This window comes from Vibrio sp. 661 (genome assembly GCF_033339315.1).
Lineage (GTDB): Bacteria > Pseudomonadota > Gammaproteobacteria > Enterobacterales > Vibrionaceae > Vibrio > Vibrio alginolyticus.
The window spans coordinates 18,119-44,497 of record NZ_JAWOUJ010000014.1 but is presented as its reverse complement, the minus strand read 5'-3'; the positions used below and the strand labels follow the sequence as shown (position 1 = coordinate 44,497).

Sequence of the window (26,379 nt, the reverse complement as noted above, 5' to 3'; positions counted from 1 at the left end):
TTTCTTAGCTTTTTGTTGTTTGTTGTAAGCTTACTAGCGCATTTGCTAGTTCCTCTGATGGGTTTGAATGCAGTAAAGGCAATAACACCATTCTTAACTCTGGCAGCATCACTAAATCGGCAAATAACTGATTAAATAGGGCTTGATTACCGGTTTGAGCTAAACGCAGCAAAAACTGTTCTGCTACCTTTTCATTGGCGAGTAAGTGCCAAGCGCGACCCGCCACACCAATCAATACCTCCTGATGGCTTAAACGAGGGCTATGCAATATCGCATCTAATACTGGAGAGGCGACTTCTGTTGGTGCACCAGCAAGGGCTCGGATAAGTGCTGAAAGTAGGAAGAGATCAGGTTCGCTACTTGCGATTTCTTGCTGTGCCTTTTCCGCGATACGTTCTGCTAAACGCTCTTGAAGCTCTACGTGCTCAAGCGCACCTAATAGGGCATAAAGTGGCTCATTTGGTAGGTGGTTCAACGCTTTGCGTATCATTACCCCGTTTTGCTCTTTGTCCAGGCGAGCGGCTATGTCTGTGATACCTTGCAGACCTACAGTTTGCCAATTATCCCAGCCTAAACCTCCAGAGAAGTAATGCTGGGTATGCTCGTAATATTGGCTGGTAGGAAGATTGAGGTTTGCGCGGACCTGGCTATGAAACACGGCCATTTTATCTTCGGAAGGTTTGAAAGTGTATGGGTTGTTAGACAGCTTTTGCTGTTGCTCTTCAGTGATATCATCATTGAGGCGTGTTCCCATAGCCTCCACGACGTATTTAATGAAATTGCCGATATCCGCTTGCTTTAACAAACCGCGCTCGTCCAATTCAAACTTTAGAAACCAAATCCAAGGTTGCTTTTGTTCATTCCAGTACGCGATGGCAAGGTGTGCTTTACGCTGCATTGGGAATGGGTACGGTGCTTGACCTTTTTCTACATCGGCAAACTCTTTCTTAGCGATGGTTTTGATACGACGACCAAGATCGAAGATTTGATAATCACAGCGGCTGTTGTTCAACAGTTGAGTGAGGGTTTGAATGTTTTCCATTAAATACGACGTCCTAACGTTCTTTTCACAAGAAATGGTATCATTCTCGGCTAATTCAAGGTTCGAGATAGAATTAATGGTAACAAATACTCAATTGGTCGACTTACTTCACCAACTTGAAACGCAGCTTAAAGAACATAAGTTGTGGCAACACACTAGGCCTTCAGAGCAAGCCTTACAAAGCGTGGAGCCATTTGCGATTGATACATTGCATCCTCATGAGTGGTTGCAGTGGATCTTTATAGACAGAATGCACGTGCTAGTGGAAAACAACCAACCATTGCCAAGAGGGTTTTCTCTCGAGCCCTATTTTTCAGAAGCGTGGAAGCAGGAACCGCAGTTCGCAGAGCTGCTTGTTACAATCCGAACCATTGACGAACTGTGTAAGTAAACTAATGCTAGAACAAAAAATAGCGCGATCTTCAGAACCAGTTGAGCTGGAGATCGTTTATCAGGATGAATATTTTGTAGCGGTCAACAAGCCTGCCGGCATGTTAGTGCATCGCAGTTGGTTAGATAAACACGAAACTCAGTTTGTCATGCAAACTTTGCGTGACCAAATTGGTCAGCATGTGTTCCCATTGCATCGTCTGGATCGCCCAACATCTGGTGTGCTCGTGTTTGCGTTGTCGAGTGAAGTCGCATCACAAGTCATGCCGATGTTTGCTGAACATAAAATGGAAAAGACATACCACGCAATAGTACGCGGTTGGATTGAGGAAGAGGGCGTTTTGGATTACGCGCTCAAAGTCGAGTTAGACAAGATTGCGGATAAGTTCGCTTCACAAGAAAAAGAGGCGCAAGAAGCGGTGACGGAATATAAGCCGTTGGCTAAAGTGGAGGTTCCCTATTCGACGGGTAAATTTCCTACAACGCGTTATTGCTTAGTTGAGATGAAACCTAAAACGGGGCGTAAGCACCAACTTCGTCGTCATATGGCACATCTACGCCATCCGATCGTGGGTGATACAACGCACGGGGATGGAAAGCACAACAAGCTGTATCGCACAGAGTTTGAATCTCATCGTCTGCTACTGCATGCTTCAGAGTTACGGTTCGTCCATCCATTTACCGATCAAGAGATTGTCATGACGGCCAATCTTGATGAAACTTGGCAGCAATTGTTCACTCGATTTGAGTGGGATGAATCGATGATTAACAGATAATCGGTGCAGTTAGATCTAGATAATGATTGGGTACAAATAAAAAGGGTTAGCATCAATGCTAACCCTTTTTTAAAATTTAAGACTTAACGTTTACTTTAGTTTTTCAAGATCCGCTTCGATCTCTGCGATCTTACTCGAAACGACTTTTTCTAAATGACGAAGGTCTGAAAGAATTTTCTCTTTTACATCAACCTCAGGTTGTTTCGTTGGCTTAGTGATTTTATTCAGTTCATCAATGACTAATGTGAGGTTACGGTTGATTTCCGTTACTTCTTTATATTTGTGACTGCCACTATCAACAAGAACATTTTTGATTTGGCGTGGGTATTTGAATTTAACGCTTTTAGCGAATAGTTCGCCTTTTTGCTTGTGGAAATAGATCTTGAGTACGTCTTTGTGTGCTTCTTGGCGTAGGGAATAACGTTCAATCTGCTTAGGGTCGTGAATACCCAAACCAGTGAGGTGGGGATACATAGGCTACCTCTATTACATCGAATTGATATTGATATAACTGTAGCAGCCTATGTATGAGCTAGATAGCTGATATTTAGCCAAAATGCTTAACTTGTGGGCAAGATCGCTCTCGCCCTGAACCGAAAAGATTGGCAGGTTTTATCTAAGCTGCGACCTCATCAGATAACTTTTCGATCAATCTCTCTCTTAGCTCATCCTGTTGTTCTTCACTTAATCTTCCCCCTGCATCACTGGTTAAAATAAACAAGTCTTCTGCTCGCTCACCAATGGTGGTGATTTTTGCACCATGAAGGTTGATATTTAAATCAGCAAACGTACGGCCTACTTTGGCCAACAGCCCTGGTGTGTCTAGCGCGACAAACTCCATTAAAGTGTGTTTTTTACCTTTGGTTGGTAAGAAGTCGACTTTGGTTTTCACGTTAAAGTGCTGAAGTTTGTTCGGAGTACGGCGCGTTTTAATCTTGGTTGGTCGGCCTGCCTCCAGTACATGAGTGAGGTGTTTAATCACCGCGGCGTGACGAGACTCATCGATCGCTTCGCCATGTTGATCGAGTACCATAAAGGTATCAATCACGTGCCCATCTTTGCTGGTCATGATTTGCGCGTCGTGTACATTAAAATTACGCCTATCTAACTCCGCCACGACTGTCGCAAATAAAGCAGGCTGGTCTTTCGTATATACAAACACCTCAGTGCCGCCACGAGTGGCTTTTTTACTGATCAACACCAAAGGCTTAGTCGGATCTTCCATGCGAAGTAAGTGTTCGCAGTGCCACGCGATTTGCGTATGGGTATGACGAAGGAAGTAGTCAGCTTTGAAGCGTTGCCACAATACTTCAATTTCGCGCGCGGCAAACCCCTCTTTGCGCAGCATAGCGGAGGCCATTTGTTGATTGTGGCGAATTCGCTCACGCACATCGACAGGGTTCTCTAGGCCTCTACGTAAAGCACGTTGTGTGGAGTAATACAGCTCCGCAAGTAAAGTTCGTTTCCAAGCATTCCAAAGTTCTGGGTTGGTTGCACAAATATCTGCAACTGTCAGGCATACAAGATAATCGAGAGATTCTTCGTCTCTGACTTTTTTGGCAAACTCGGTAATGACATCGGGATCATAAATGTCTCGGCGCTGTGCGGTGACAGACATTAATAGATGATGTCTTACCAACCAAGCGACAAGTTTCGCTTCGGGCTTCGATAAACCATGCTCAATGCAGAAGTCGTACGCTTCTCCTTCACCGATAATCGAGTGATCGCCGCCACGACCTTTCCCGATATCGTGGAAAATAGCGGCAATAATCAGCAGCTCTTTCTTTTGCATCCGAGGGTAGACGTCACAGCAAATTGGGTGCTTCGCATGATTTTCTGGGTCACTAAAAGTGTTGATGTGTTTAAGTAAGCGAATACTGTGTTCATCAACTGTGTAGGCATGGAATAAGTCAAACTGCATTTGACCAACAATCTGACTCCATTGCGGTAAATAGGCCGCCATAACCCCTAATCGGTGCATGAGGCTGAATGCTTTGTGCAGAGCATTAGGGTGACGACATAACGCCATGAACTTTTCACGCGCAGCAGGAATGGTGTGCAAAAACTTGTTGAGCCGACGCCGAGCGGTGCGCAGTTGACGCAGCGTTGGTGGGCTCACCCCTTCAATAGTTGAGTCGTTAGCAATATGTAAGAACATATCCAGAATAGTTTCTGGGCGAGCTTGGAACAATGCGGGTTTCCGCGCTTCAATTAAAGAACCGCGACGTTGAAAGTCCGTATCGAGAATCTCGGCACTTTCTGTCGCCCCACCATTAATGATCGCTTGGTCAAAGAGTTTGAGTAGCATTTTATTGAGCTCTGCCACACGACGAAGCGTGCGGTAGAACTCTTTCATCATCATTTCTACGCCTCGGTTGCCTTCTCCGACGTAGCCTAGATTTTTCGCAACTTGTGCTTGATGAGCAAAGGTCAAGCGGTTGTCATAGCGGCGAAGCTCCATGTGCAGAGCGAAACGTACTCGCCAAAGGAAGTCCTGACATTCAACCAATTCTCGGTATTCTGCGTCAGTTAAAAATCCGTATCGGCTCATTTCCAACAATGAAGTCGCACCAAAGTGACGTCGAGCGACCCAGCTTAATGTATGAATATCGCGCAGCCCGCCAGGGGTTGATTTAATGTCCGGTTCTAAGTTGTAGGTCGTGTCGTGGTAACGTGCATGGCGTTCGCGCTGCTCTTGAATTTTAGCGCGGTAAAACGTCTCACTTGGCCAGAAGGAGTCTGATAACACGACTTTCTTCAGTGCCTGAAAGGAGTCCTCGCTTCCACACAGCAGTCGCGCTTCTTGCAGGTTTGTCGCGACCGTTAGATCGGCTTTACCAATTTCAGCACATTCAGTAACGGTGCGAACAGCGTGTCCGACCTCGAGTTTTAAATCCCACAACAGCGTAATGAATTCGCTGATTTTTGCTTCTAACGCGGTTGGCAGTTTATTGTTCGACAGAATCAAAATATCGATATCGGAGAGCGGATGCAGCTCACCGCGTCCGTAGCCACCAACGGCAACTAGGGAAATGTTGTAAATATCCTTGAAACCAAAATGCTGCCACAAACGATTGAGAAGCAGATCCATATATTCAGCTCTGGCTAAAACCAAGCTTGTTACCGGATGATGATTGAGAAACTCTTGGTTTTGATTAGAGCTAAACTTCTCTAATTCTTGTTTGAGTTCACCGATATTGATTTGTTCATCGGAAAAGGTAAGAGGGGACTGAAGTGTCATATTTGCCATCCGTGCAAGCTAATCTAATAACAATCTAACAAATTTGCGGCAGATAAAAAATATCCCCGCCGAAGCAGGGATATAGTAAACAACGAGTGGTCGTCAGCTTTACGCGTTTTTCATTAGGCGAGGAATCGTATCGTCGCTACGAAGCGTCAGTACTTCACAACCTTCTTTTGTTACTACAATGGTATGTTCCCATTGCGCAGAGTTCTTGCCGTCGCCCGTGTAAACAGTCCAGTCATCTTGTGCATCAACAGAGCAACCAAATTTACCTGCGTTAATCATCGGCTCAATAGTAAAGCACATGCCTTCTTTTAATACGCGGCGGTCTTTGTTCTTGTAATGAACCACTTGTGGTTCTTCATGGAACTCATCGCCGATACCGTGACCACAGAAGTCTTTCACAATAGAAAACTTGTTGCGAGGATTGTTCTTGTTGTTCTCTTTGATGTACTTCTCGATAGCTGTACCGATGTCGCCAACTGTTGAACCTGGCTTAACGGTACGCATACCAACGTACAGTGCTTCTTGAGCTACCATGCACAGACGTTTGTTTGCAGGCGAAACATCACCGACTAGGAACATCTTAGAAGTGTCACCATGGTAACCCTGAGGACGCACGCTCAGATCGGCATTCTCATCATTTGGAACGATTACGGTAATATCAACGTTTAAGATGTCACCATCTTTTAGTACCGCCGGCTTCATTTGGCCGTTGCTACCGATTTCGTCTTTTTCCGCTGGAATACCGTGGCATACGATATGGTTGATTGAAGTACAGATCGACTTAGGGAAACCATGGTAATCAAGCGGAGCAGAGTATGCGCCTTTTTCTAGAGCGTACTCATGACAGATTTTGTTTAACTCTTCTGTCGTCACACCAACTTTGATGTGTGGTTCGATCATTTCTAGAATCTCTGCGGCTAGCTTGCCCGCAATGCGCATGCGTTCTATTTCTTCAGCAGTTTTAATCTTGATTGACATTGGCTTTCTCTACTTATTCCTAAGCACGTAAACGTGCGAATGGCCGCATTCTATCAGACATCGGGGCGTTAACCCAAGTTAGATAGGAATATGCATCATTCTTAATTCGATCATATGTTTAAAGTTTTGCTTATAAATAGGAGAAAGTGGCTCGGTGAAGAAATAATTTTTACTAGCCACAGTGAGCTAAAATATGGTATAAAGCGCGCCGGAATAGAGGACTGTTCTCTTCGTTTAGCAAAGTTAAGCGGCGAAGCAAGCTTCATCCGAATAACCTTTTATCTTTAAATCACACACATTCCGTCACATATTCCGGGGTGCTGAGCAGAAGCTTGGTCGGAGTTATGGGGAATGTGGAGGCCTAACCCCATAGAGGATTTTAAAATGGCAACTGTATCAATGCGCGATATGCTAAAAGCTGGTGTTCACTTCGGTCACCAGACTCGTTACTGGAACCCAAAAATGAAGCCATTCATCTTTGGCGCTCGTAACAAAGTTCATATCATCAACCTAGAAAAAACTGTACCAATGTTCAACGACGCTCTAGCTGAACTAGCTAAAGTTGGCGAGAAGAAAGGTAAGGTTCTATTCGTAGGTACTAAGCGCGCTGCATCTGAAGCTGTTAAAGAAGCTGCAATCGCAAGCAACCAGTTTTACGTAAACAACCGCTGGTTAGGCGGTATGCTTACAAACTACAAAACAGTTCGTCAGTCTATCAAGCGTCTAAAAGAACTAGAGACTCAATCTCAAGACGGTACTTTTGACAAACTAACTAAGAAAGAAGCTCTAATGCGTACTCGCGAAATGGAGAAGCTAGAGAAATCTCTTGGTGGTATCAAAGACATGGGCGGCCTACCAGACGCTCTATTCGTAATCGACGCTGATCACGAACACATTGCAATTAAAGAAGCTAACAACCTAGGCATTCCAGTATACGCTGTGGTAGATACTAACTCTAACCCAGACGGCGTTGACTACGTAATCCCAGGTAACGACGACGCGATCCGCGCTGTACAGCTATACCTGAACGCTGCTGCTTCAGCAGTATCTGAAGGTCGTAACAAAGACGTAGCTGCAGTTGCTGAAAAAGACGGTTTCGTAGAAGCTGAATAATAGCGGCTCTGTGTCACACTTGGTCTATGTGAAACCTTTGTGTAGCATAAACTAAGTTATAGTTAGCAATGGGGGCCGACAATGTTAGGCCCCTGTTTTTTACCTTATTTCGAATCAAACGAGGAAGACAGAATGGCAACTGTAACTGCTGCTCTAGTTAAAGAACTTCGCGAGCGTACTGGCGCTGGCATGATGGAATGTAAGAAAGCGCTTGTAGAAGCAAACGCTGACATCGAACTAGCAATTGAAAACATGCGTAAATCTGGCGCAGCGAAAGCAGCTAAGAAAGCTGGTAACGTTGCAGCTGAAGGCGCAATCATCATCAAAGAAGAAAACGGCGTTGCTGTTCTTCTTGAAGTTAACTGCCAAACTGACTTCGTTGCTAAAGACGGTAACTTCACTGCATTCGCAGAAGAAGTTGCAGCTGCAGCTCTAGCTTCAAAAGCTTCTGTTGAAGAACTACAAGCACAATTCGAAGACGCACGTGTAGCTCTAGTAGCTAAAATCGGTGAAAACATCACTATCCGTCGCGTAGAATACGTTCAAGGCACTGCAATCGCTTCTTACCGTCACGGTGAGAAAATCGGTGTTGTTGTTGCTGGTGAAGGCGACGCAGAAACTCTTAAGCACGTTGCAATGCACGTTGCTGCTTCTAAGCCAGAGTTCGTTAACCCAGAAGACGTACCAGCTGACGTAGTAGAAAAAGAGAAAGCGGTTCAAGTTGAAATCGCAATGAACGAAGGCAAGCCTGCTGAAATCGCTGAGAAGATGGTTGTTGGCCGCATGAAGAAATTCACTGGCGAGATCTCTCTAACAGGTCAAGCTTTCATCATGGAGCCTAAGAAAACTGTAGGCGAAATGCTGAAAGAAAAAGGCGCTTCAGTTTCTACGTTCGTTCGCCTAGAAGTAGGTGAAGGTATCGAGAAGAAAGAAGAAATGAGCTTCGCTGAAGAAGTTGCAGCAGCTCAAAAAGGTTAATCCTTAGAGACTGTATAAAGATTAGACCGTAGCCAAGGCTGCGGTCTTTTTATGAGCAGTGAACGATTAGCCGTGATGAATAGCCATAACTGAAGTTGTGTCTATTCATGACTGTTAATCAACAACTCTCTTTGGAAGGTAAACTCCATGACTACGAACCCTAAACCAGCGTATCAACGTATTCTATTAAAACTGAGTGGTGAAGCTCTTCAAGGTGAAGACGGTTTTGGTATTGATCCTGCGGTCCTTGATCGTATGGCACAAGAAGTTAAAGAACTGGTTGAACTGGGTGTTCAGGTTGGTGTAGTTATCGGTGGCGGTAACTTGTTCCGTGGTGCAGGCCTAGCTGAAGCTGGTATGAACCGCGTAGTTGGTGACCACATGGGTATGCTTGCTACAGTAATGAATGGCCTAGCGATGCGTGATGCTCTTCACCGTGCATACGTAAATGCGCGCGTTATGTCTGCAATCCCTCTAAAAGGCGTATGTGACGACTATAATTGGGCTGATGCGATCCGTGAGCTTCGCCAAGGCCGAGTTGTCATCTTCTCTGCTGGTACTGGTAACCCGTTCTTTACAACGGATTCTGCTGCTTGTTTACGTGGTATCGAAATTGAAGCGGATGTCGTACTAAAAGCGACGAAAGTTGATGGTGTATTTACTGCTGACCCTGTAGCAAACCCAGACGCAGAGCTGTATGATAAGTTATCTTATGCAGAAGTTCTGGATAAAGAGCTGAAAGTTATGGACTTGGCGGCGTTTACGCTAGCTCGTGACCACAAAATGCCAATCCGCGTATTTAATATGAACAAGCCAGGCGCACTACGTCGCGTGGTTATGGGCGAAGCAGAAGGCACGCTCATCAACGAATAAGCTTGGCTTAAGGTGCCACTCCAAAGTGTTAGGGTGGTACTTGCTTTGCTCAACCGTTTTAGGCTTTCTTCAGGAAAGATGACATTTTTAAGGTGAAACTGTGATTAACGAAATCAAAAAAGACGCGCAAGAGCGCATGGATAAAAGCGTTGAAGCGCTTAAGAACAACCTTTCTAAAATTCGTACAGGTCGTGCACACCCAAGCCTACTATCTGGTATTTCTGTAGAATACTACGGTGCAGCAACACCTCTAAACCAAGTAGCAAACGTTATTGCTGAAGATGCACGTACACTTGCAATCACGGTTTTTGATAAAGAGCTGACGCCGAAAGTAGAAAAAGCGATCATGACGTCTGACCTTGGTCTAAACCCTATGTCAGCTGGCACTATCATCCGCGTTCCACTTCCACCGCTAACGGAAGAACGTCGTAAAGACCTAGTTAAGATCGTCCGTGGTGAAGCTGAAGGTGGTCGTGTTGCTGTTCGTAACATCCGTCGTGACGCAAACAACGATCTTAAAGCGCTTCTAAAAGATAAAGAAATCTCTGAAGATGAAGACCGTAAAGCACAAGACGAAATTCAAAAGCTAACTGACGTTGCAGTTAAGAAGATCGATGAAGTTCTTGCTGCAAAAGAAAAAGAGTTGATGGAAGTTTAATACTCCCACACACATCACTGTTGGAAAACGCTGTGCTCACAGCTCAGCGTTTTTTTATGTTAGTCTATCCAACTGATGGAACTCAATTAACTCCCTATGCAAAATTCTCAAGCCTTCTCTGATTCCCTTCCTAAGCATATTGCCATCATTATGGACGGTAATGGCCGTTGGGCTAAGTCCAAAGGAAAACCTCGCGTATTTGGTCATAAAAAAGGCGTTAGTGCCGTTCGTAAGACCGTGGCTGCTGCTTCAAAACTAGGCATTAGAGCCATGACGCTGTTTGCTTTTAGTAGTGAAAACTGGCGTCGTCCGGAGGAAGAAGTGGGTCTTTTGATGGAACTGTTTATCACGGTCCTGTCTAGTGAAGTAAAAAAACTACACAAAAATAACTTACGGTTGCGCGTGATCGGTGATACCAGTCGATTTAGTGAGCGTCTACAAAAGAAAATTGTAGAAGCAGAAAACCTAACGGCAGATAACACGGGTATGGTGATCAACATTGCAGCCAACTATGGCGGTAAATGGGACATCACAGAAGCTGCTAAAACGTTAGCGCTAAAAGCACGTAACGGTGAAATTCGTGTAGAGGATATCAATGAGCAGCTAATCACTGAGCATTTGACCATGGCAGACCTACCGGAAGTGGATCTTTTAATTCGCACCAGTGGAGAGTGCCGCATCAGCAACTTTATGTTGTGGCAAATGGCTTATGCAGAAATGTACTTTACACCAGAGTACTGGCCAGAATTCGATGAAGACAGTTTGGTAGAAGCTGTGACTTGGTTTATCAACCGAGAACGTCGTTTTGGCTGTACAGGTGAACAAATAAAGGCATTGATGGCAGCTCAATAAGGACTAGTTAGTTTGAAACAGAGAATAATAACAGCACTAATTTTAGCTCCCCTGGTTATTTTAGGCATTTTTAAATTACCGCTAATGGGCTTTATTGCCGCTTTAACTGCAATAACGCTATTAGGTTTTTGGGAGTGGACTCAGTTTACAGGAAGCAACTCTCGCATTGCTGCCCTTGTGCCGGCAATCATTATTACCGGACTTAGTTTTCTATACATCTCGCCTGATGCATATAGCCTCAATCACTTAACGACACCTCATTATGTCGTCTTGGGTATTGGTTTTGTTTGGTGGATTATTGCTAGCTTAATGGCGATTACTTACCCCAAAACGACGAAATCTTGGCAAAGTAATTTTGTTTTACGTCATGTATTTGGTTTTCTGACATTAATCCCATTCCTTTGGAGTGTGATTATTCTCAGAGCGTATGACATCACTGTAGATCCATACCACGGCGCAAAGCTTGTGTTGTACGTTTGTTTCTTGGTATGGGCTGCAGATAGCGGCGCCTACTTTGCAGGCAAAAGCTTAGGCAAACGTAAGATGGCTCCTCATGTAAGCCCCAATAAAACTATTGAAGGGCTAATTGGTGGCATTATCACGGCATTAATCGTAGCGTGGGCATTTGCTGATTGGTTCGACATCCAGTTCACTAGCCCTGTCCATATGGTGCTGATTACGCTAGTGACTGTCGTTATTTCAGTGCTTGGTGATCTGGTTGAAAGTATGTTCAAACGTGTCTCAGGCATTAAAGACAGCAGTAACATTATCCCAGGGCACGGTGGTGTGCTAGATCGTATCGACAGCCTAACCGCAGCATTCCCAGTTTTTGCTCTTCTTTACTACGTATTCTAATTTATCAGGAGCGGCGTCGTCGCTCCTGAGCTTTCTAACGGTCTTACAACATGCAAAAGTTAACGATTCTTGGTGCTACTGGATCAATTGGTGCAAGCACGCTTAAAGTGGTCGAACAAAACCCAGATCTGTTTTCTGTCGTTGCCTTAGCGGCAAGCACTAACGTTGAAAAGATGATCGGTCTATGTCGTCAGTGGCAACCTAAGTATGCGGTCATGGCAGATAAAGCTGCGGCATCTCAACTTCAAGCTGAGCTACACTCGGTTTCACCAAGTACCGAAGTGCTAGGTGGTGTTGATGCGCTATGCCATATTGCTTCGCTGGACGAGGTCGACAGTGTAATGGCTGCTATTGTAGGAGCAGCCGGCTTATTGCCTACTATGGCTGCCGTGAAAGCAGGTAAGCGAGTCTTGTTGGCAAATAAAGAAGCACTTGTAATGTCAGGCCAGCTATTTATTGATGCCGTTGAAGAATTTGGCGCAGAGCTACTTCCCGTCGACAGTGAACACAACGCCATTTTCCAATGTTTACCACAGCAAGTACAAACCAATCTAGGTCGTTGCAATTTACAAGAACATGGCATTTCTCATATTTTGTTGACTGGATCTGGTGGTCCTTTCCGTTACACTGACATCGCAGAACTGGAGCAGGTGACACCCGCTCAGGCGATCGCTCATCCAAACTGGTCGATGGGGCCAAAAATTTCTGTTGATTCTGCCACGATGATGAATAAAGGCCTTGAGTATATCGAAGCTAAGTGGCTATTTAATGCTGCTCGCGAACAACTGAAGGTGGTTATTCATCCTCAATCTGTGATTCATTCTATGGTTCAGTATCGTGATGGTTCGGTCTTGGCACAAATGGGAGAAGCGGATATGGCGACGCCAATTGCGCTCACCATGTCATACCCGTCAAGAGTAGAAGCTGGGGTTAAGCCGCTAGACTTCACGAAAGTTGGTGAGCTGACGTTTTTGCAGCCTGACTTTGCTCGTTACCCATGTTTAAAACTCGCAATTGATGCTTGTTATGAAGGTCAACACGCAACAACGGCATTGAATGCAGCTAATGAAGTCGCTGTTGATGCATTTTTAAATAACAGACTAGGTTTTACCGATATTGCTCGCATCAATGAGTCTGTGTTGAATAAAATCAACGCAAGCTGCAAAGCTGAGAATGCGAATAGCTTGGAAAGCTTGCTCGAGCTAGATAGAATGGCACGAACTATTGCCCTAGAAACCATACGCGAGCGTAGCTGATGACTGGTATATTGTGGAATCTCATTTCTTTTATCGTCGCACTGGGCATTCTTGTTGCCGTGCACGAATTTGGGCATTTTTGGGTTGCTCGCCGTTGCGGCGTTAAAGTTGAAAAGTTTTCAATCGGTTTCGGCAAGTCTATTTGGAGTAAAGTAGGCAAAGACGGAACGGAGTACAGCATCTCAATGATCCCTCTCGGCGGCTATGTGAAAATGGTTGATAGCCGTGTCGATGAGGTGCCAGAACATGAGAAGCACTTAGCGTTTGATAAGAAGCCGTTATGGAAGCGAACCTCTATTGTTGCGGCTGGCCCCATCTTTAATTTTCTTTTCGCAATTTTTGCCTATTGGCTGGTATTTCTAATTGGCATCCCTGCTGTTAAGCCTGTAATTGGTGAAGTTACGCCCAATTCGATTGTTGCGGAAGCTGGAATTGAATCTGGAATGGAACTTAAATCGATATCTGGTATCAAAACTCCGGATTGGGAATCAGTAAATATGGGATTGATTTCTCATATTGGCGATGATTTGATGACGGTAACACTAACGTCAGCGAATGAAGTTGGTTCAGAAGTAACGAAAACGCTCGATTTACGTGAGTGGAAGTTCGACCCAGAAACTCAGTCAGCGATGCAGTCGTTAGGTTTTGCTCCGTATACACCGGAGGTGTATCGAGTTATCGAGCAGGTCTCGCAAGGTGGAGCGGCGGAAAAAGCCGGTGTGCTTCCAGGTGATGAGGTTGTCGCAATTGGTCAACAACGCGTGACCGAATGGAAGCAAGTGGTTGAAGCGGTTCGTTCTAATCCTGATACACCGCTTGAATTGACGGTGTTACGTCAGGGTTATGAGCAAACATTGACGCTGACGCCCGGTAGCCGTGAGCTAGCTAACAAAGAAGTCGTTGGTTTTGCAGGTATTGCACCTAAAGTCGCAGAATGGCCAGAAAGTTATCGCTTCGATCTTCAGTTTGGTGTATTCGAGTCAATAGGTAAAGCAGTAGACAAAACTGGCCAAGTCATTGGTTTGACAATCAGCATGCTTAAGAAGCTTATTGTTGGAGACGTTGGTCTGAATAATCTGAGTGGACCAATATCAATAGCCAAAGGCGCAGGCGCGACAGCAGATTATGGTTTGGTCTACTTTTTAGGTTTTCTCGCTCTAATTAGTGTTAACCTAGGTATTATTAACCTCGTTCCTTTACCAATGTTGGATGGCGGTCATTTGTTGTTTTTTGCAATTGAAGCAGTCATTCGACGTCCTGTTCCTGAGAAAGTGCAGGAAATGGGCTTTAGAATTGGTGGTGCGATTATCTTCTCGCTCATGGCGTTAGCGCTATTTAATGATTTTACTCGTCTGTGATAGTTCAGAGACAAAAGCAGTAGCAAGGAATAATTAGAACAAGTATGGCGATTAAGCGAATTCTATTTGCAAGTTTACTGGCGACCAGTGTATCTGCAAATGGAGCAGAGAACTTCGTAGTTCAAGATATTGAAATCGATGGATTGCAACGTGTAGCACTGGGTGCTGCATTGTTGAAAATGCCTGTACGTGTCGGTGATACCATTGGCCAAGGCGATGTTGCAGAAATTATCCGCGCCCTGTATGCATCTGGTAACTTTGAAGATGTGAAAGTGTTGCGTGACGGTGGTGTTCTGATGGTTCAAGTCAAAGAACGTCCTACCATTGCAAGCATCTCTTTTTCAGGTAACAAAGCAATCAAGGACGAGCAGCTACAAGAAAACCTGAACGCGTCTGGCGTTCGTGAAGGTGAAGCGCTTGACCGCACCACGCTAAGCAACATTGAAAAAGGCTTAGAAGACTTTTACTACAGCGTAGGTAAATACAACGCAACAGTAAAAGCGGTGGTGACTCCACTACCACGTAATCGTTCTGATCTTAAGTTTGTCTTTACTGAAGGTGTGTCGGCAAAAATTCAGCAAATCAACTTTATCGGTAATGAAGTGTTCAGTGATGAAGAACTGCTTTCGCGCTTTAACTTAAATGTTGATGTGCCGTGGTGGAATTTCCTTTCTGATGAAAAGTATCAAAAGCAAGTTCTTGCAGGCGATATTGAAGCACTCAAATCATTCTACCTGGATCGTGGTTACTTAAAATTTAACGTTGATTCGACACAAGTTGCAATCTCTCCTGACAAGAAAGGGGTATACATTACTCTTGGTCTAGAAGAGGGCGAGGTTTACACCGTTAAAGACGTGAAGTTCCGTGGTGATTTGATTGGCGAGGAAGCGACGTTCGAAAGACTTGTGCCATTTGAAGACAATGAGACATACAACGGCTCGTTGGTTACTTCAATGGAAGAAGGGATTAAGCGTGTGCTTGGTGAGTCCGGTTATGCTTATCCTCAAGTGAATACCATTCCAGAGTTTGACGACGAGAATCAAGAAGTTTCTTTGGTCGTTAACGTAGACCCGGGTAACCGAATTTATGTTCGTGATATTCGCTTCACGGGTAATAACTCAACCAAAGATGAAGTCCTTCGTCGTGAAATGCGTCAGATGGAAGGCAGTTGGTTGAACTCGAAATCGATTGAAACGGGTAAAACTCGTCTAAATCGTTTGGGCTACTTTGAAAATGTTGAAGTACAGACGGTTCGAGTTCCTGGTAGTGATGATCAAGTTGACCTAGTTTACTCTGTCAAAGAAGCGAACTCTGGTAGCGTTAACTTCGGTGTTGGCTACGGTACAGAATCGGGTGTGAGCTTCCAGGTTGGCCTGCAACAAGATAACTTTATTGGTAGCGGTAACCGTGTTGGTATCAACGCGATGATGAATGACTACCAGAAAAACATCAGTCTAGATTACCGTGATCCGTACTGGAACTTAGACGGTGTAAGCTTAGGTGGTAAGGTTTTCTATAACGAATTTGAAGCTAAAGAAGCCAATATCGTTGACTATACCAACGAAAGCTATGGCGCGAGCTTAACGTGGGGCTTCCCATTCGATGAGTTGAACCGTTTTGAATTCGGTGTCGGTTATACGCACAACAAGATCGGTAACTTATCGCCTTACTTGCAGGTAGAGCAGTTCTTACGAGCACAAGCAGACAACATTGATTCTAGTGGAGCGTTGAACACAAACGACTTCGACTTCAATATCTCTTGGACACGTAATAACTTAAACCGTGGTTACTTCCCAACGGCAGGTAACCATCAGCGAGCATTCTATAAAATGACCGTACCTGGCTCTGACGTTCAATACTTCAAAATGCAGTACGATGTTCGCCAGTATGTGCCATTGACTAAAAAGCACGAGTTTACCCTCTTGGTTCGTGGCCGCTTAGGTTACGGTAATGGTTACGGTCAAACGGATGGTAACGATAACTTGTTCCCATTCTACGAAAACTACTACGCAGGTGGCTTTACATCGCTTCGTGGCTTTGGCTCAAACTCTGTTGGTCCTAAAGCGGTTTACCGTGATACATCTGGTTCAAACAATGGCGCAGATACAGCAACAGATGACTCTGTTGGTGGTAACGCCGTAGCGCTAGCAAGTGTTGAGTTGATTGTCCCAACACCATTTGCATCAGAAGAAGTACAAAACCAAATTCGTACCAGTATCTTCTTTGATATGGCAAGTGTTTGGGATACGGAGTTTGACTACCGCGATTCAGGTGCGGAATATGGTGACCGTTACTACTACGATTACTCAGATCCAACCAACTACCGCTCTTCTTACGGTGCGGCGTTGCAGTGGATGTCTCCAATGGGGCCACTAGTATTCTCACTAGCGAAACCAATTAAGAAATTTGATGGCGATGATGAAGAGTTCTTCACATTCACTATCGGTAGAACTTTCTAAAGAGGAAAATATTTTGAATAAAATGATCAAAGCGGCTGGGATTGGCCTTCTTGTACTGAGCTCTTCAATGTTTGCAAATGCGGCAGAAGCTGCACAGAAAATTGCTTACGTAAATACAGCTCAAGTTTTTCAAGCTCTTCCTCAACGTGAAGTTGTACTACAAAAAATGCAGAAAGACTTCAAAAGCAAAGCTGATGAACTGAAGTCAATCCAAGCACAAGCTAAAACAAAGATTGAGAAGCTACAACGTGACGGCGAGCTTTTGGGTCAAGACGAAGTTGAAAAGCTACGTATCGATATCGCGAAGCTAGACAGCGAGTACAAAGTGAAAGCACAAGCACTTGAAAAAGCAAGTGCGCGTCGTGAAGCTGAAGAAAAAGCGAAGCTTTTCAAAACGATTCAAGATGCAGTTAAGAAAGTCGCAGACAAAAATGGTTACGATCTTGTGATTGATATCTCTGCTTTGCAGTACGGCAAGCCAGAATACAATATTTCTGAAGACGTAATTAAAGCTCTAAAATAAGAAGTTATGAAGACATTAACATTAGCCGAATTGGCGACAATTACCGGGGGTGAGCTGTTTGGTGACGAGTCTCTCGTTGTAAGCCGTGTTGCCCCAATGGATAAAGCACAAGAAGGTGACGTAACCTTCTTGTCTAACCCAAAATACGCAAAACACCTTTCTGAGTGCCAAGCTACCGTTGTTATGGTAAAGGCTGAGCATAAAGATCAATGCGTTGGAAATGCGCTAGTGGTTTCAGACCCTTATGTCGCATTTGCTCGTGTGGTCCAAGCGATGGATTCCACACCAACACCGGCAGACGATATTGCACCAAGTGCTGTGATTGCCGGCGACGTTAAGATGGGTGAGAACGTTACAATCGGCGCTAACGCTGTGATTGAAACGGGCGTAGAACTCGGCGATAACGTAAGCGTTGGCGCTGGTTGTTTTATCGGTAAGAACGCCAAACTAGGGAATAACACCAAGCTTTGGGCTAATGTCACTATCTATCATGAAGTGTCATTGGGTGATGACTGTCTCGTTCAATCGGGTACCGTCATTGGCTCTGATGGCTTCGGTTATGCGAATGACAAAGGCGAGTGGATCAAAATTCCTCAGCTTGGTTCAGTGCGTATCGGTAACCGCGTTGAGATTGGTGCTTGTACTACGATTGACCGCGGTGCACTCGAAGATACTATCATTGAAGACAATGTCATTCTGGATAACCAACTTCAAATCGCGCACAACGTGCAGATCGGATATGGTACCGTGATGCCTGGTGGTACTATTGTCGCGGGCAGTACAAAAATTGGTAAGTACTGCCAGATTGGCGGCGCGTCTGTTCTGAATGGCCATATCACTATCGCAGATGGTGTGGCGATTACAGGTATGGGCATGGTAATGCGCAGTATCGAAGAAAAAGGCCTTTACTCATCAGGTATTCCACTACAAACGAACAGAGAGTGGCGTAAAACTGCAACTCGAGTTCACCGTATTGATGAGATGAATAAGCGCCTAAAAGCGGTTGAAAAACAGCTGGAACAGAAAGAAGAAATTTAGAACAAGTTATCTTTCGCTCTGTATTTAACGTGAAAGCTAACAGGCTCTAGTTCCATATTCTGTACGAAGACTCGCGAAATGCGGGTCTTTTTCTTCTATAATGACGCGCTCTAAGTAGATTTAACTCCAAGATGGTGCGTATTTTGCTAGTATATTGCAAAGCGATTCGGCTTTACGACCTGTTGCCACGTTTGCCATCTTGGCGGCAAAAAATTGATATAGGAAGACGACTTTGACTACTGAAAAGAAAACGATGAACATCTCTGAAATTCAAGAGCTACTACCTCATCGCTACCCATTCTTATTGATCGACCGAGTGATAGACTTCCAAGAAGAGAAGTACCTTCACGCGATTAAAAACGTGTCGGTTAACGAACCTCAGTTCACAGGTCACTTTCCTCAACTACCAGTATTCCCAGGTGTTTTGATTTTAGAAGCAATGGCTCAGGCAACAGGCTTACTTGCATTTAAATCATTTGGTGCACCAACAGAAAATGAACTGTACTACTTTGCAAGCGTAGACGGCGCGAAATTCCGTAAACCAGTGGTTCCGGGCGACCAATTAGTTATTGAGGTAGAATTTCTGAAAGAACGTCGCGGCATTGCTGCATTTAGCGGTGTAGCAAAAGTTGACGGCGAAGTGGTATGTTCTGCAGAACTGAAGTGTGCTCGTCGAGAGTTTTAATATGATTCATGAAACCGCTAAAATCCACCCGGCAGCGGTGGTAGAAGAGGGCGCCAAAATTGGTGCTAACGTAACAGTAGGTCCTTTTACGTACATCACCTCTACGGTTGAAATTGGTGAAGGCACAGAAGTGATGTCTCACGTTGTGATCAAAGGTCACACAACTATTGGCAAAGATAACCGTATTTTCCCACATGCTGTCATTGGTGAAGAAAACCAAGACAAAAAATACGGTGGTGAAGACACAACTGTGGTTATCGGTGACCGTAACGTCATTCGTGAAGCGGTCCAAGTTCACCGCGGCACAGTGCAAGACAAAGCAACCACGATCATTGGTGATGACAACTTATTGTGTGTGAATGCACACGTTGCGCATGATGTTGTTATTGGTAACCACACTCATATCGGTAATAACTCGATTCTTGGTGGTCACGTTACTGTTGATGACTATGCCGGTGTGATGGCACTGTCTGCGATTCATCCGTTTTGTACAGTGGGCGCTTACGCATACATTGGCGGCTGTTCAGCTGTGGTGCAAGATGTCCCAGCTTATGTACTCGCGCAAGGTAACCACGCTACTCCATTCGGCTTGAACCTTGTTGGCTTGAAGCGTAATGGCTTTGAGAAACCAGAGATTCGTGCGCTACAAAAAGCGTATAAAGAAATCTACCGTTCAGGTAAGACGCTAGAAGAAGTGAAGCCTATTCTGGCTGAAATGGCTCAAGAGTGGCCGGCTGTGAAGCGTTTCTCAGATATTCTGGAAACGACGGAACGTGGCATTATTCGTTAATTGGCGAATGAACCAATAAATAAAAAGATCGTGACCAAATTTGAGGTTACGATCTTTTTGTGTTTTATGGATAAGGCAAACCGTTATCCATAGCGCACAGGAAAAATAGCGAAGTAGATATGGAAAGACCATTACGTATTGGCATCATTGCCGGAGAATTGTCTGGCGATACGCTAGGTGAAGGCTTTATCAAAGCAGTAAAGCAACAATATCCAGACGCAGAGTTCGTAGGCATTGGTGGTCCGAAAATGATAGCCCAAGGTTGCGAGTCTCTGTTTGATATGGAAGAGCTTGCGGTGATGGGATTAGTCGAGGTTTTAGGCCGCTTACCGAGACTTCTTAAAGTGAAAGCTGAGCTCGTTCAGTATTTTACTCAGAATCCGCCTGATGTTTTCATCGGGATCGATGCTCCTGACTTCAACTTACGCCTGGAGCTTGACCTCAAGCAAGCGGGCATTAAAACCGTTCATTACGTGAGTCCGTCTGTTTGGGCTTGGCGTCAGAAGCGCATCTTTAAAATAGAAGCGGCAACGAACTTGGTGCTAGCATTTCTTCCGTTTGAGAAAGCGTTCTACGACAAATTTAATGTACCTTGCGAGTTCATTGGTCATACCTTGGCTGATGCCATCCCACTAGAATCAGAACAAGCGCCTGCACGTGAGTTGCTTGGTTTAGAACAAGATAAAAAGTGGCTTGCTGTCCTGCCAGGCAGTCGTGGTAGCGAGTTAAAAATGCTCTCAGAGCCATTTATTGAAACCTGCAAGTTACTCCATAAAAAATTTCCAGAACTGGGGTTTGTTGTCGCGCTTGTTAATCAAAAACGCCGTGAGCAGTTTGAACAAGCATGGAAAGTGCTCGCACCAGAATTAGACTTCAAGTTAGTTGATGACACCGCACGCAACGTCATCACCGCATCCGATGCCGTGATGCTGGCCTCCGGTACCGTAGCGTTGGAGTGTATGCTTCTCAAGCGTCCAATGGTGGTGGGTTATCGTGTGAATGCATTTACTGCTTTTTTAGCTAAACGTCTATTGAAAACAAAGTATGTGTCATTGCCGAATATCTTGGCGGATGATGAGCTCGTCAAAGAATATCTACAAGATGAGTGCACACCAGACAATTTGTTTACTGAGGTTTCTCGCTTATTGGAAAGCGACAATAAACCGATGTTAGATAAGTTTACGGAAATGCATCATTGGATCCGTAAAGATGCGGATCAACAAGCCGCAAACGCGGTTCTAAAACTGATTGAAAAATAGAGATTTATCATGGCTGTTAAACCAAAAGCGACCAAAACCAAAGTTGAACTCCCTCCGTTTGAATATCCGCAAGGTTACCAGCTTGTGGCCGGAGTCGACGAGGTAGGACGTGGTCCTTTGGTGGGAGACGTCGTCACCGCTGCGGTTATCCTTGATCCTAACAATCCTATTGAAGGGTTGAACGATTCGAAAAAATTGACCGAAAAGAAACGCATGGCGTTGCTTCCTGAAATCAAAGAAAAAGCATTGGCGTGGGCGGTCGGGCGTTGTTCTCCTGAAGAAATCGATCAACTGAATATTTTGCAGGCGACTATGGTTGCGATGCAGCGTGCAGTGGCGGGGTTACAGGTTCAACCTGATTTGGTGTTGATTGATGGTAACCGTTGTCCGGAGCTGCCAATGGATGCTCAAGCTGTAGTAAAAGGCGATCTACGTGTTGCCGAAATCAGTGCGGCTTCAATTATTGCCAAAGTCGTGCGTGACCAAGAGATGGAAGAGTTGGATAAACTTCATCCACAATTTGGCTTCGCGAAGCACAAAGGTTACCCAACTAAAGCGCACTTTGAAGCGATTGAGCAACACGGAGTGATCAGTGAACACCGCAAGAGTTTCAAGCCAGTAAAAAAAGCGTTAGGCATAGAATAATCAAACGATCTAATTGGTGTTATAAACCCAACCTCTTTAGGTTAGAATCCCCAACAAAATAGAGTTACACGGTACCTGTTAATGTCAGATCCCAAATTCATCCACCTGCGTGTTCATAGTGACTTCTCGATGGTGGATGGCCTCAACAAAGTTCCGCCAATCGTAAAGAAAGTTGCTGAGCTCGGTATGCCCGCAATGGCGTTGACCGACTTTACCAACCTATGTGGTTTGGTGAAGTTTTACGGTACGGCGCATGGCAGTGGTGTTAAACCGATCATTGGTGCTGACTTTAAAATGCAGTCGGACGAGTTTGGTGAAGAGCTGACACAAGTGACTTTGCTTGCGGCGGATAATGTAGGTTATAAGAACCTGACGTTATTGATATCAAAAGCGTACTTACGTGGACATGTTCAACACCACCCAGTGATTGATAAAGCCTGGTTGGCTGAAATGTCTGAAGGCTTGATTGTATTATCCGGCGGTAAAAGCGGAGAAATTGGTCGCGGCCTTTTGAAAGGCAACCGTCAAATAGTGCAAGGGTGTGTTGATTTCTATAAACAGCATTTTCCAGATCGCTTTTATCTTGAGCTACTTCGTACCGGTCGTCCAGATGAAGAAACTTATCTTCACTTTGCGGTTGAATTGGCAGAGCAGCAAGACTTGCCAGTAGTGGCGACCAATGAAGTTGTATTCCTGAGTCCAGACCTATTTGATGCTCATGAAATACGCGTAGCGATTCACGATGGTTACACATTAGAAGATCCGCGTAGGCCAAAAAACTACAGTCCGCAGCAATATCTTCGTACAGAAGAAGAAATGTGCGAGCTGTTTGCTGATATTCCTGAAGCGTTAGAAAACAGTGTCGAGATAGCGAAGCGTTGTAACGTGACTGTGCGCTTAGGGGAGTACTTCCTACCAGCTTTCCCAACCGAAGGGATGAAAGAGACTGAGTTCCTAGTCATGAAATCCCGAGAGGGGTTGGAAGAGCGTTTAGAGTTCCTATTTCCAGATGAGGAAGAGAGGAAACGTCGCCGCCCTGAATATGATGAACGTCTTCAGATAGAGCTAGATGTTATCAACCAAATGGGATTTCCTGGTTACTTCTTGATCGTAATGGAGTTCATCCAGTGGTCAAAAGATAATGGAATTCCTGTCGGTCCTGGACGTGGTTCCGGTGCTGGTTCTTTGGTGGCTTACGCACTAAAAATCACCGATCTGGATCCACTAGAATATGACTTGCTGTTCGAACGTTTCTTGAACCCAGAACGTGTTTCGATGCCCGATTTCGACGTCGATTTCTGTATGGATAAACGTGACCAGGTTATTGACCACGTTGCGGAAATGTACGGTCGCGACGCGGTATCTCAGATCATCACGTTTGGTACCATGGCGGCAAAAGCGGTAATCCGTGACGTTGGCCGCGTATTGGGCCACCCATTTGGTTTTGTTGATCGTATTTCAAAGCTGATCCCGCCCGATCCAGGCATGACGCTAGATAAAGCGTTTAAAGCTGAACCTGCACTACCTGAATTGTATGAGGCCGATGAGGAAGTTAAAGAACTCATCGACATGTGTCATATTTTGGAAGGCTGTACGCGAAACGCCGGTAAACACGCTGGTGGTGTTGTAATTTCACCTACAACAATTACCGATTTTGCGCCAATTTATGCAGACGCTGAAGGTCACTTTCCGGTTACTCAATTTGATAAAAACGATGTTGAGACCGCTGGCCTAGTTAAGTTTGACTTCTTGGGTTTACGTACCTTAACCATTATTGACTGGGCGTTAGGACTGATTAACCCACGCCTAGAGCGAGAAGGGAAAGAACCGGTTCAAATTGAATCCATACCGTTAGAAGACCCTGCCTCTTTCCGTTTGTTGCAAAACTCTGAAACGACAGCAGTATTCCAGCTTGAATCTCGAGGCATGAAAGAGCTGATCAAACGACTTCAGCCAGACTGTTTCGAAGACATTATCGCATTGGTAGCACTCTTCCGTCCGGGTCCTTTGCAATCGGGCATGGTAGATAACTTTATCGACCGTAAACATGGTCGAGAAGCGATCTCTTATCCAGATGAAAAGTGGCAACACGAGTCGCTAAAAGAGACGCTTGATCCAACCTACGGCATCATCCTGTACCAAGAGCAGGTAATGCAGATTGCGCAGATCTTAGCGGGTTATACGCTAGGTGGTGCGGACATGCTTCGTCGTGCAATGGGTAAGAAAAAGCCAGAAGAGATGGCAAAACAACGTGCTATCTTTGAAGAAGGTGCGATAAAGAACGGTATCGATGGCGAGTTGGCGATGAAAATCTTCGACTTGGTAGAAAAGTTCGCCGGTTATGGTTTTAACAAATCGCACTCTGCTGCTTATGCATTGGTTTCTTATCAAACTCTTTGGCTGAAAACACATTATCCTGCCGAATTTATGGCTGCGGTAATGACAGCCGATATGGATAACACGGAAAAAGTCGTTGGCTTGGTCGATGAGTGTTTCCGTATGAAGCTTACCGTGCTGCCACCAGACATCAACTCTGGCCTATATCGCTTTAATGTTGATGAAAATGGCGCAATTGTTTACGGTATTGGTGCGATAAAAGGGGTTGGTGAGGGTCCTATCGATGCGATTCTTGAGGCGAGAAATAAAGGTGGTCACTTTAAAGACCTGTTTGATTTCTGTGCTCGAGTTGATCTAAAACGCGTCAATAAACGAGTGATAGAGAAGTTGATTTACGCGGGCGCGTTGGATCGACTAGGCCCACACCGCGCGGCGATGATGGCGTCACTCAATGATGCGGTAAAAGCAGCAAGTCAACATCACCAAGCTGAGGCGTTTGGTCAAACGGATATGTTTGGTGTGCTAACGGATGCACCTGAAGAAGTAGAGCATAAGTATACGCAGGTTCCGCCTTGGCCAGAAAAAGTGTGGTTAGAGGGCGAGCGTGATACCCTAGGTCTATATTTGACAGGGCACCCAATTAACGCCTACGTAAAGGAACTAAACAAATACACCAGTTGTCGACTAAAAGACGCAACGCCCACTCGCCGCGATCAATCTGTCACGGTAGCCGGCCTGGTTATTGCCGCTCGTGTAATGACGACCAAGCGTGGTACACGAATTGGTATTATGACACTGGATGACCGAAGTGGCCGCATGGAAGTGATGTTGTTCTCAGATGCGCTGGATCGATACGCTGAACTTCTCGAAAAAGACAGAATTTTGGTCGTTTCTGGACAGGTCAGCTTTGATGACTTCAACGGTGGCCTTAAAATGTCGGCGCGTGAAGTTATGGATCTCGGCAGTGCGCGCGAGAAATACGCTCGTGGTTTGTCGGTATCGATAGATGCAAATCAGATCAACGATCAGTTTTTTGAGCAGTTCAGCCGTATTTTAGAACCGCACAAAGCCGGAACCGTACCCGTCAATGTATACTACCAGCGTGCCGACGCCAGAGCGCGGTTAACATTGGGCACCGAGTGGCGAGTTACGCCAAGTGATACATTACTCGACGATTTAAAACAGTTGCTTGGCAAAAGCCAGGTAGAACTCGAATTTAACTAAAAATTCAGCGCAATATGTTAGACGCTGAGTAAACAAGGATTCATAGATGAGCCTAAACTTTCTTGAATTTGAAAAGCCAATTGCAGAACTAGAAGCGAAAATTGAAGCATTACGTGATGTCTCTCGTCACGGTGGTGATTCTGCGATTGACCTGGATAAAGAAATCGAACAGCTTGAGAAGAAAAGCTTAGAGCTGAAGAAAAAAACCTTCAGTGACCTAGGTGCATGGGAAACAGCTCAACTGGCTCGTCACCCACTACGTCCTTACACGCTGGATTACATCCAACACGCTTTTGAGGAGTTTGATGAATTAGCCGGTGACCGCGCGTTTGCAGACGACAAAGCGATTGTGGGTGGCATGGCTCGCCTTGAAGGCCGCCCTGTGATGATCATTGGTCACCAAAAAGGTCGTGAGACCAAAGAAAAGGTGAAACGTAACTTTGGTATGCCGAAACCAGAAGGCTACCGTAAGGCTCTACGCTTGATGGAAATGGCAGAGCGTTTCAACATGCCGATCATCACATTTATTGACACGGCTGGCGCATACCCAGGTGTGGGCGCAGAAGAACGTGGTCAATCTGAAGCTATCGCGAAAAACCTAAAAGTGATGTCTGGTCTTAAAGTACCAGTAATCTGTAACGTTGTCGGTGAAGGCGGTTCTGGTGGTGCATTAGCAATCGGTGTAGGCGACTACGTGAACATGCTTCAGTACTCTACGTACTCAGTAATTTCTCCTGAGGGTTGTGCTTCAATCTTATGGCGTGATTCAGACAAAGCGCCACAAGCGGCAGAGGCAATGGGCCTAACTGCTCCGCGTCTTAAAGAGCTTGAACTGATCGACGAAATCATCGAAGAGCCACTAGGCGGCGCTCATCGCGATCATGTTCAAATGGCAGCGAATATGAAAGCGACACTACTTCGTCAGCTAGAAGATCTAGAACAACTGGATGAAGAGACGCTACGTGAACGTCGTTACCAGCGCCTAATGAGCTACGGTTACTGTTAATTTCGGTGATTGCTGTTAAGCGTTAGCTGATATC

23 protein-coding genes are annotated in these 26,379 nt (G+C 45.1%); 19 read left to right on the top strand and 4 right to left on the bottom strand.

The features are described from left to right. Positions 1-4: 4 nt before the first annotated feature. Complete coding sequence (locus R7P69_RS19210) at positions 5-1,042, bottom strand: DUF3549 family protein (RefSeq protein ID WP_213868614.1); 1,038 nt, start codon at positions 1,040-1,042, stop codon at positions 5-7. 76 nt (positions 1,043-1,118) lie between these two features. Here R7P69_RS19210 and R7P69_RS19205 point away from each other — a divergent pair, with 76 nt between their 5' ends. Beyond that, positions 1,119-1,433, top strand: a complete 315-nt coding sequence (locus tag R7P69_RS19205) for a YqcC family protein (protein WP_005391784.1) — start codon at positions 1,119-1,121, stop codon at positions 1,431-1,433. A 4-nt stretch (positions 1,434-1,437) separates the two neighbouring features. Then, on the top strand, positions 1,438-2,208 hold the full coding sequence (gene truC, locus R7P69_RS19200) for a tRNA pseudouridine(65) synthase TruC (protein WP_213967769.1): 771 nt from the start codon (positions 1,438-1,440) through the stop codon (positions 2,206-2,208). Positions 2,209-2,298: 90 nt separating this feature from the next. Here truC and R7P69_RS19195 read toward each other — a convergent pair whose 3' ends face one another. The 3 genes from R7P69_RS19195 to map all read right to left on the bottom strand — a co-directional run bounded on the left by R7P69_RS19195 (position 2,299) and on the right by map (position 6,436). Next, positions 2,299-2,682 carry a DUF3461 family protein gene (locus tag R7P69_RS19195; RefSeq protein WP_005380322.1) on the bottom strand — a complete coding sequence of 128 codons (384 nt, stop codon included), beginning with the start codon at positions 2,680-2,682 and terminating at the stop codon, positions 2,299-2,301. Positions 2,683-2,824: 142 nt separating this feature from the next. Continuing rightward, positions 2,825-5,449, bottom strand: coding sequence for a bifunctional uridylyltransferase/uridylyl-removing protein GlnD (glnD, locus tag R7P69_RS19190; protein WP_238952086.1), 2,625 nt, complete (start codon positions 5,447-5,449; stop codon positions 2,825-2,827). A 108-nt stretch (positions 5,450-5,557) separates the two neighbouring features. Next, the gene (gene map, locus R7P69_RS19185) at positions 5,558-6,436 is read right to left on the bottom strand and encodes a type I methionyl aminopeptidase (protein ID WP_005380326.1); all 879 of its coding nucleotides are present in this window, start codon (positions 6,434-6,436) and stop codon (positions 5,558-5,560) included. Between the two features lie 384 nt (positions 6,437-6,820). Here map and rpsB point away from each other — a divergent pair, with 384 nt between their 5' ends. The 17 genes from rpsB to accA all read left to right on the top strand — a co-directional run bounded on the left by rpsB (position 6,821) and on the right by accA (position 26,345). Next, complete coding sequence (gene rpsB, locus R7P69_RS19180) at positions 6,821-7,549, top strand: 30S ribosomal protein S2 (protein ID WP_005380327.1); 729 nt, start codon at positions 6,821-6,823, stop codon at positions 7,547-7,549. Positions 7,550-7,681: 132 nt separating this feature from the next. After that, positions 7,682-8,527, top strand: coding sequence for a translation elongation factor Ts (gene tsf / locus R7P69_RS19175; RefSeq protein WP_005380328.1), 846 nt, complete (start codon positions 7,682-7,684; stop codon positions 8,525-8,527). 147 nt (positions 8,528-8,674) lie between these two features. Continuing rightward, complete coding sequence (gene pyrH, locus R7P69_RS19170) at positions 8,675-9,400, top strand: UMP kinase (RefSeq protein ID WP_005380329.1); 726 nt, start codon at positions 8,675-8,677, stop codon at positions 9,398-9,400. 100 nt (positions 9,401-9,500) lie between these two features. Further along, positions 9,501-10,058: a ribosome recycling factor gene (frr, locus tag R7P69_RS19165; protein ID WP_005380330.1), complete on the top strand. Its 558-nt coding sequence runs from the start codon at positions 9,501-9,503 to the stop codon at positions 10,056-10,058. Between the two features lie 96 nt (positions 10,059-10,154). Then, positions 10,155-10,910 carry an isoprenyl transferase gene (locus R7P69_RS19160; protein WP_005380331.1) on the top strand — a complete coding sequence of 252 codons (756 nt, stop codon included), beginning with the start codon at positions 10,155-10,157 and terminating at the stop codon, positions 10,908-10,910. 12 nt (positions 10,911-10,922) lie between these two features. Beyond that, positions 10,923-11,765 carry a phosphatidate cytidylyltransferase gene (locus tag R7P69_RS19155; protein WP_005385351.1) on the top strand — a complete coding sequence of 281 codons (843 nt, stop codon included), beginning with the start codon at positions 10,923-10,925 and terminating at the stop codon, positions 11,763-11,765. 50 nt (positions 11,766-11,815) lie between these two features. Next, positions 11,816-13,021, top strand: coding sequence for a 1-deoxy-D-xylulose-5-phosphate reductoisomerase (gene ispC / locus R7P69_RS19150; protein WP_054574847.1), 1,206 nt, complete (start codon positions 11,816-11,818; stop codon positions 13,019-13,021). Then, on the top strand, positions 13,021-14,379 hold the full coding sequence (gene rseP / locus R7P69_RS19145; RefSeq protein ID WP_005380334.1) for a sigma E protease regulator RseP: 1,359 nt from the start codon (positions 13,021-13,023) through the stop codon (positions 14,377-14,379). Before ispC ends, rseP begins: the two co-directional genes overlap by 1 nt. A gap of 44 nt (positions 14,380-14,423) precedes the next feature. Next, positions 14,424-16,838 carry an outer membrane protein assembly factor BamA gene (bamA, locus tag R7P69_RS19140; protein WP_318121650.1) on the top strand — a complete coding sequence of 805 codons (2,415 nt, stop codon included), beginning with the start codon at positions 14,424-14,426 and terminating at the stop codon, positions 16,836-16,838. 13 nt (positions 16,839-16,851) lie between these two features. Next, complete coding sequence (locus R7P69_RS19135) at positions 16,852-17,361, top strand: OmpH family outer membrane protein (protein WP_005391804.1); 510 nt, start codon at positions 16,852-16,854, stop codon at positions 17,359-17,361. A gap of 6 nt (positions 17,362-17,367) precedes the next feature. After that, positions 17,368-18,399 carry a UDP-3-O-(3-hydroxymyristoyl)glucosamine N-acyltransferase gene (gene lpxD / locus R7P69_RS19130; RefSeq protein ID WP_238952085.1) on the top strand — a complete coding sequence of 344 codons (1,032 nt, stop codon included), beginning with the start codon at positions 17,368-17,370 and terminating at the stop codon, positions 18,397-18,399. A 232-nt stretch (positions 18,400-18,631) separates the two neighbouring features. After that, positions 18,632-19,084: a 3-hydroxyacyl-ACP dehydratase FabZ gene (gene fabZ / locus R7P69_RS19125; RefSeq protein ID WP_005380349.1), complete on the top strand. Its 453-nt coding sequence runs from the start codon at positions 18,632-18,634 to the stop codon at positions 19,082-19,084. 1 nt (position 19,085) lies between these two features. Beyond that, positions 19,086-19,874 (top strand): acyl-ACP--UDP-N-acetylglucosamine O-acyltransferase, encoded by a 789-nt coding sequence (gene lpxA / locus R7P69_RS19120; protein ID WP_005380357.1) that lies wholly within the window; start codon positions 19,086-19,088, stop codon positions 19,872-19,874. A 119-nt stretch (positions 19,875-19,993) separates the two neighbouring features. After that, a complete protein-coding gene (gene lpxB, locus R7P69_RS19115; RefSeq protein WP_047102603.1) occupies positions 19,994-21,133 on the top strand; it encodes a lipid-A-disaccharide synthase in 1,140 nt (379 codons plus the stop codon). A gap of 9 nt (positions 21,134-21,142) precedes the next feature. After that, positions 21,143-21,778: a ribonuclease HII gene (gene rnhB, locus R7P69_RS19110; protein ID WP_005380361.1), complete on the top strand. Its 636-nt coding sequence runs from the start codon at positions 21,143-21,145 to the stop codon at positions 21,776-21,778. 81 nt (positions 21,779-21,859) lie between these two features. Beyond that, a complete protein-coding gene (gene dnaE, locus R7P69_RS19105; RefSeq protein WP_005385364.1) occupies positions 21,860-25,339 on the top strand; it encodes a DNA polymerase III subunit alpha in 3,480 nt (1,159 codons plus the stop codon). A 46-nt stretch (positions 25,340-25,385) separates the two neighbouring features. Then, positions 25,386-26,345: an acetyl-CoA carboxylase carboxyl transferase subunit alpha gene (gene accA / locus R7P69_RS19100; RefSeq protein WP_005380365.1), complete on the top strand. Its 960-nt coding sequence runs from the start codon at positions 25,386-25,388 to the stop codon at positions 26,343-26,345. Positions 26,346-26,379 lie beyond the last annotated feature (34 nt).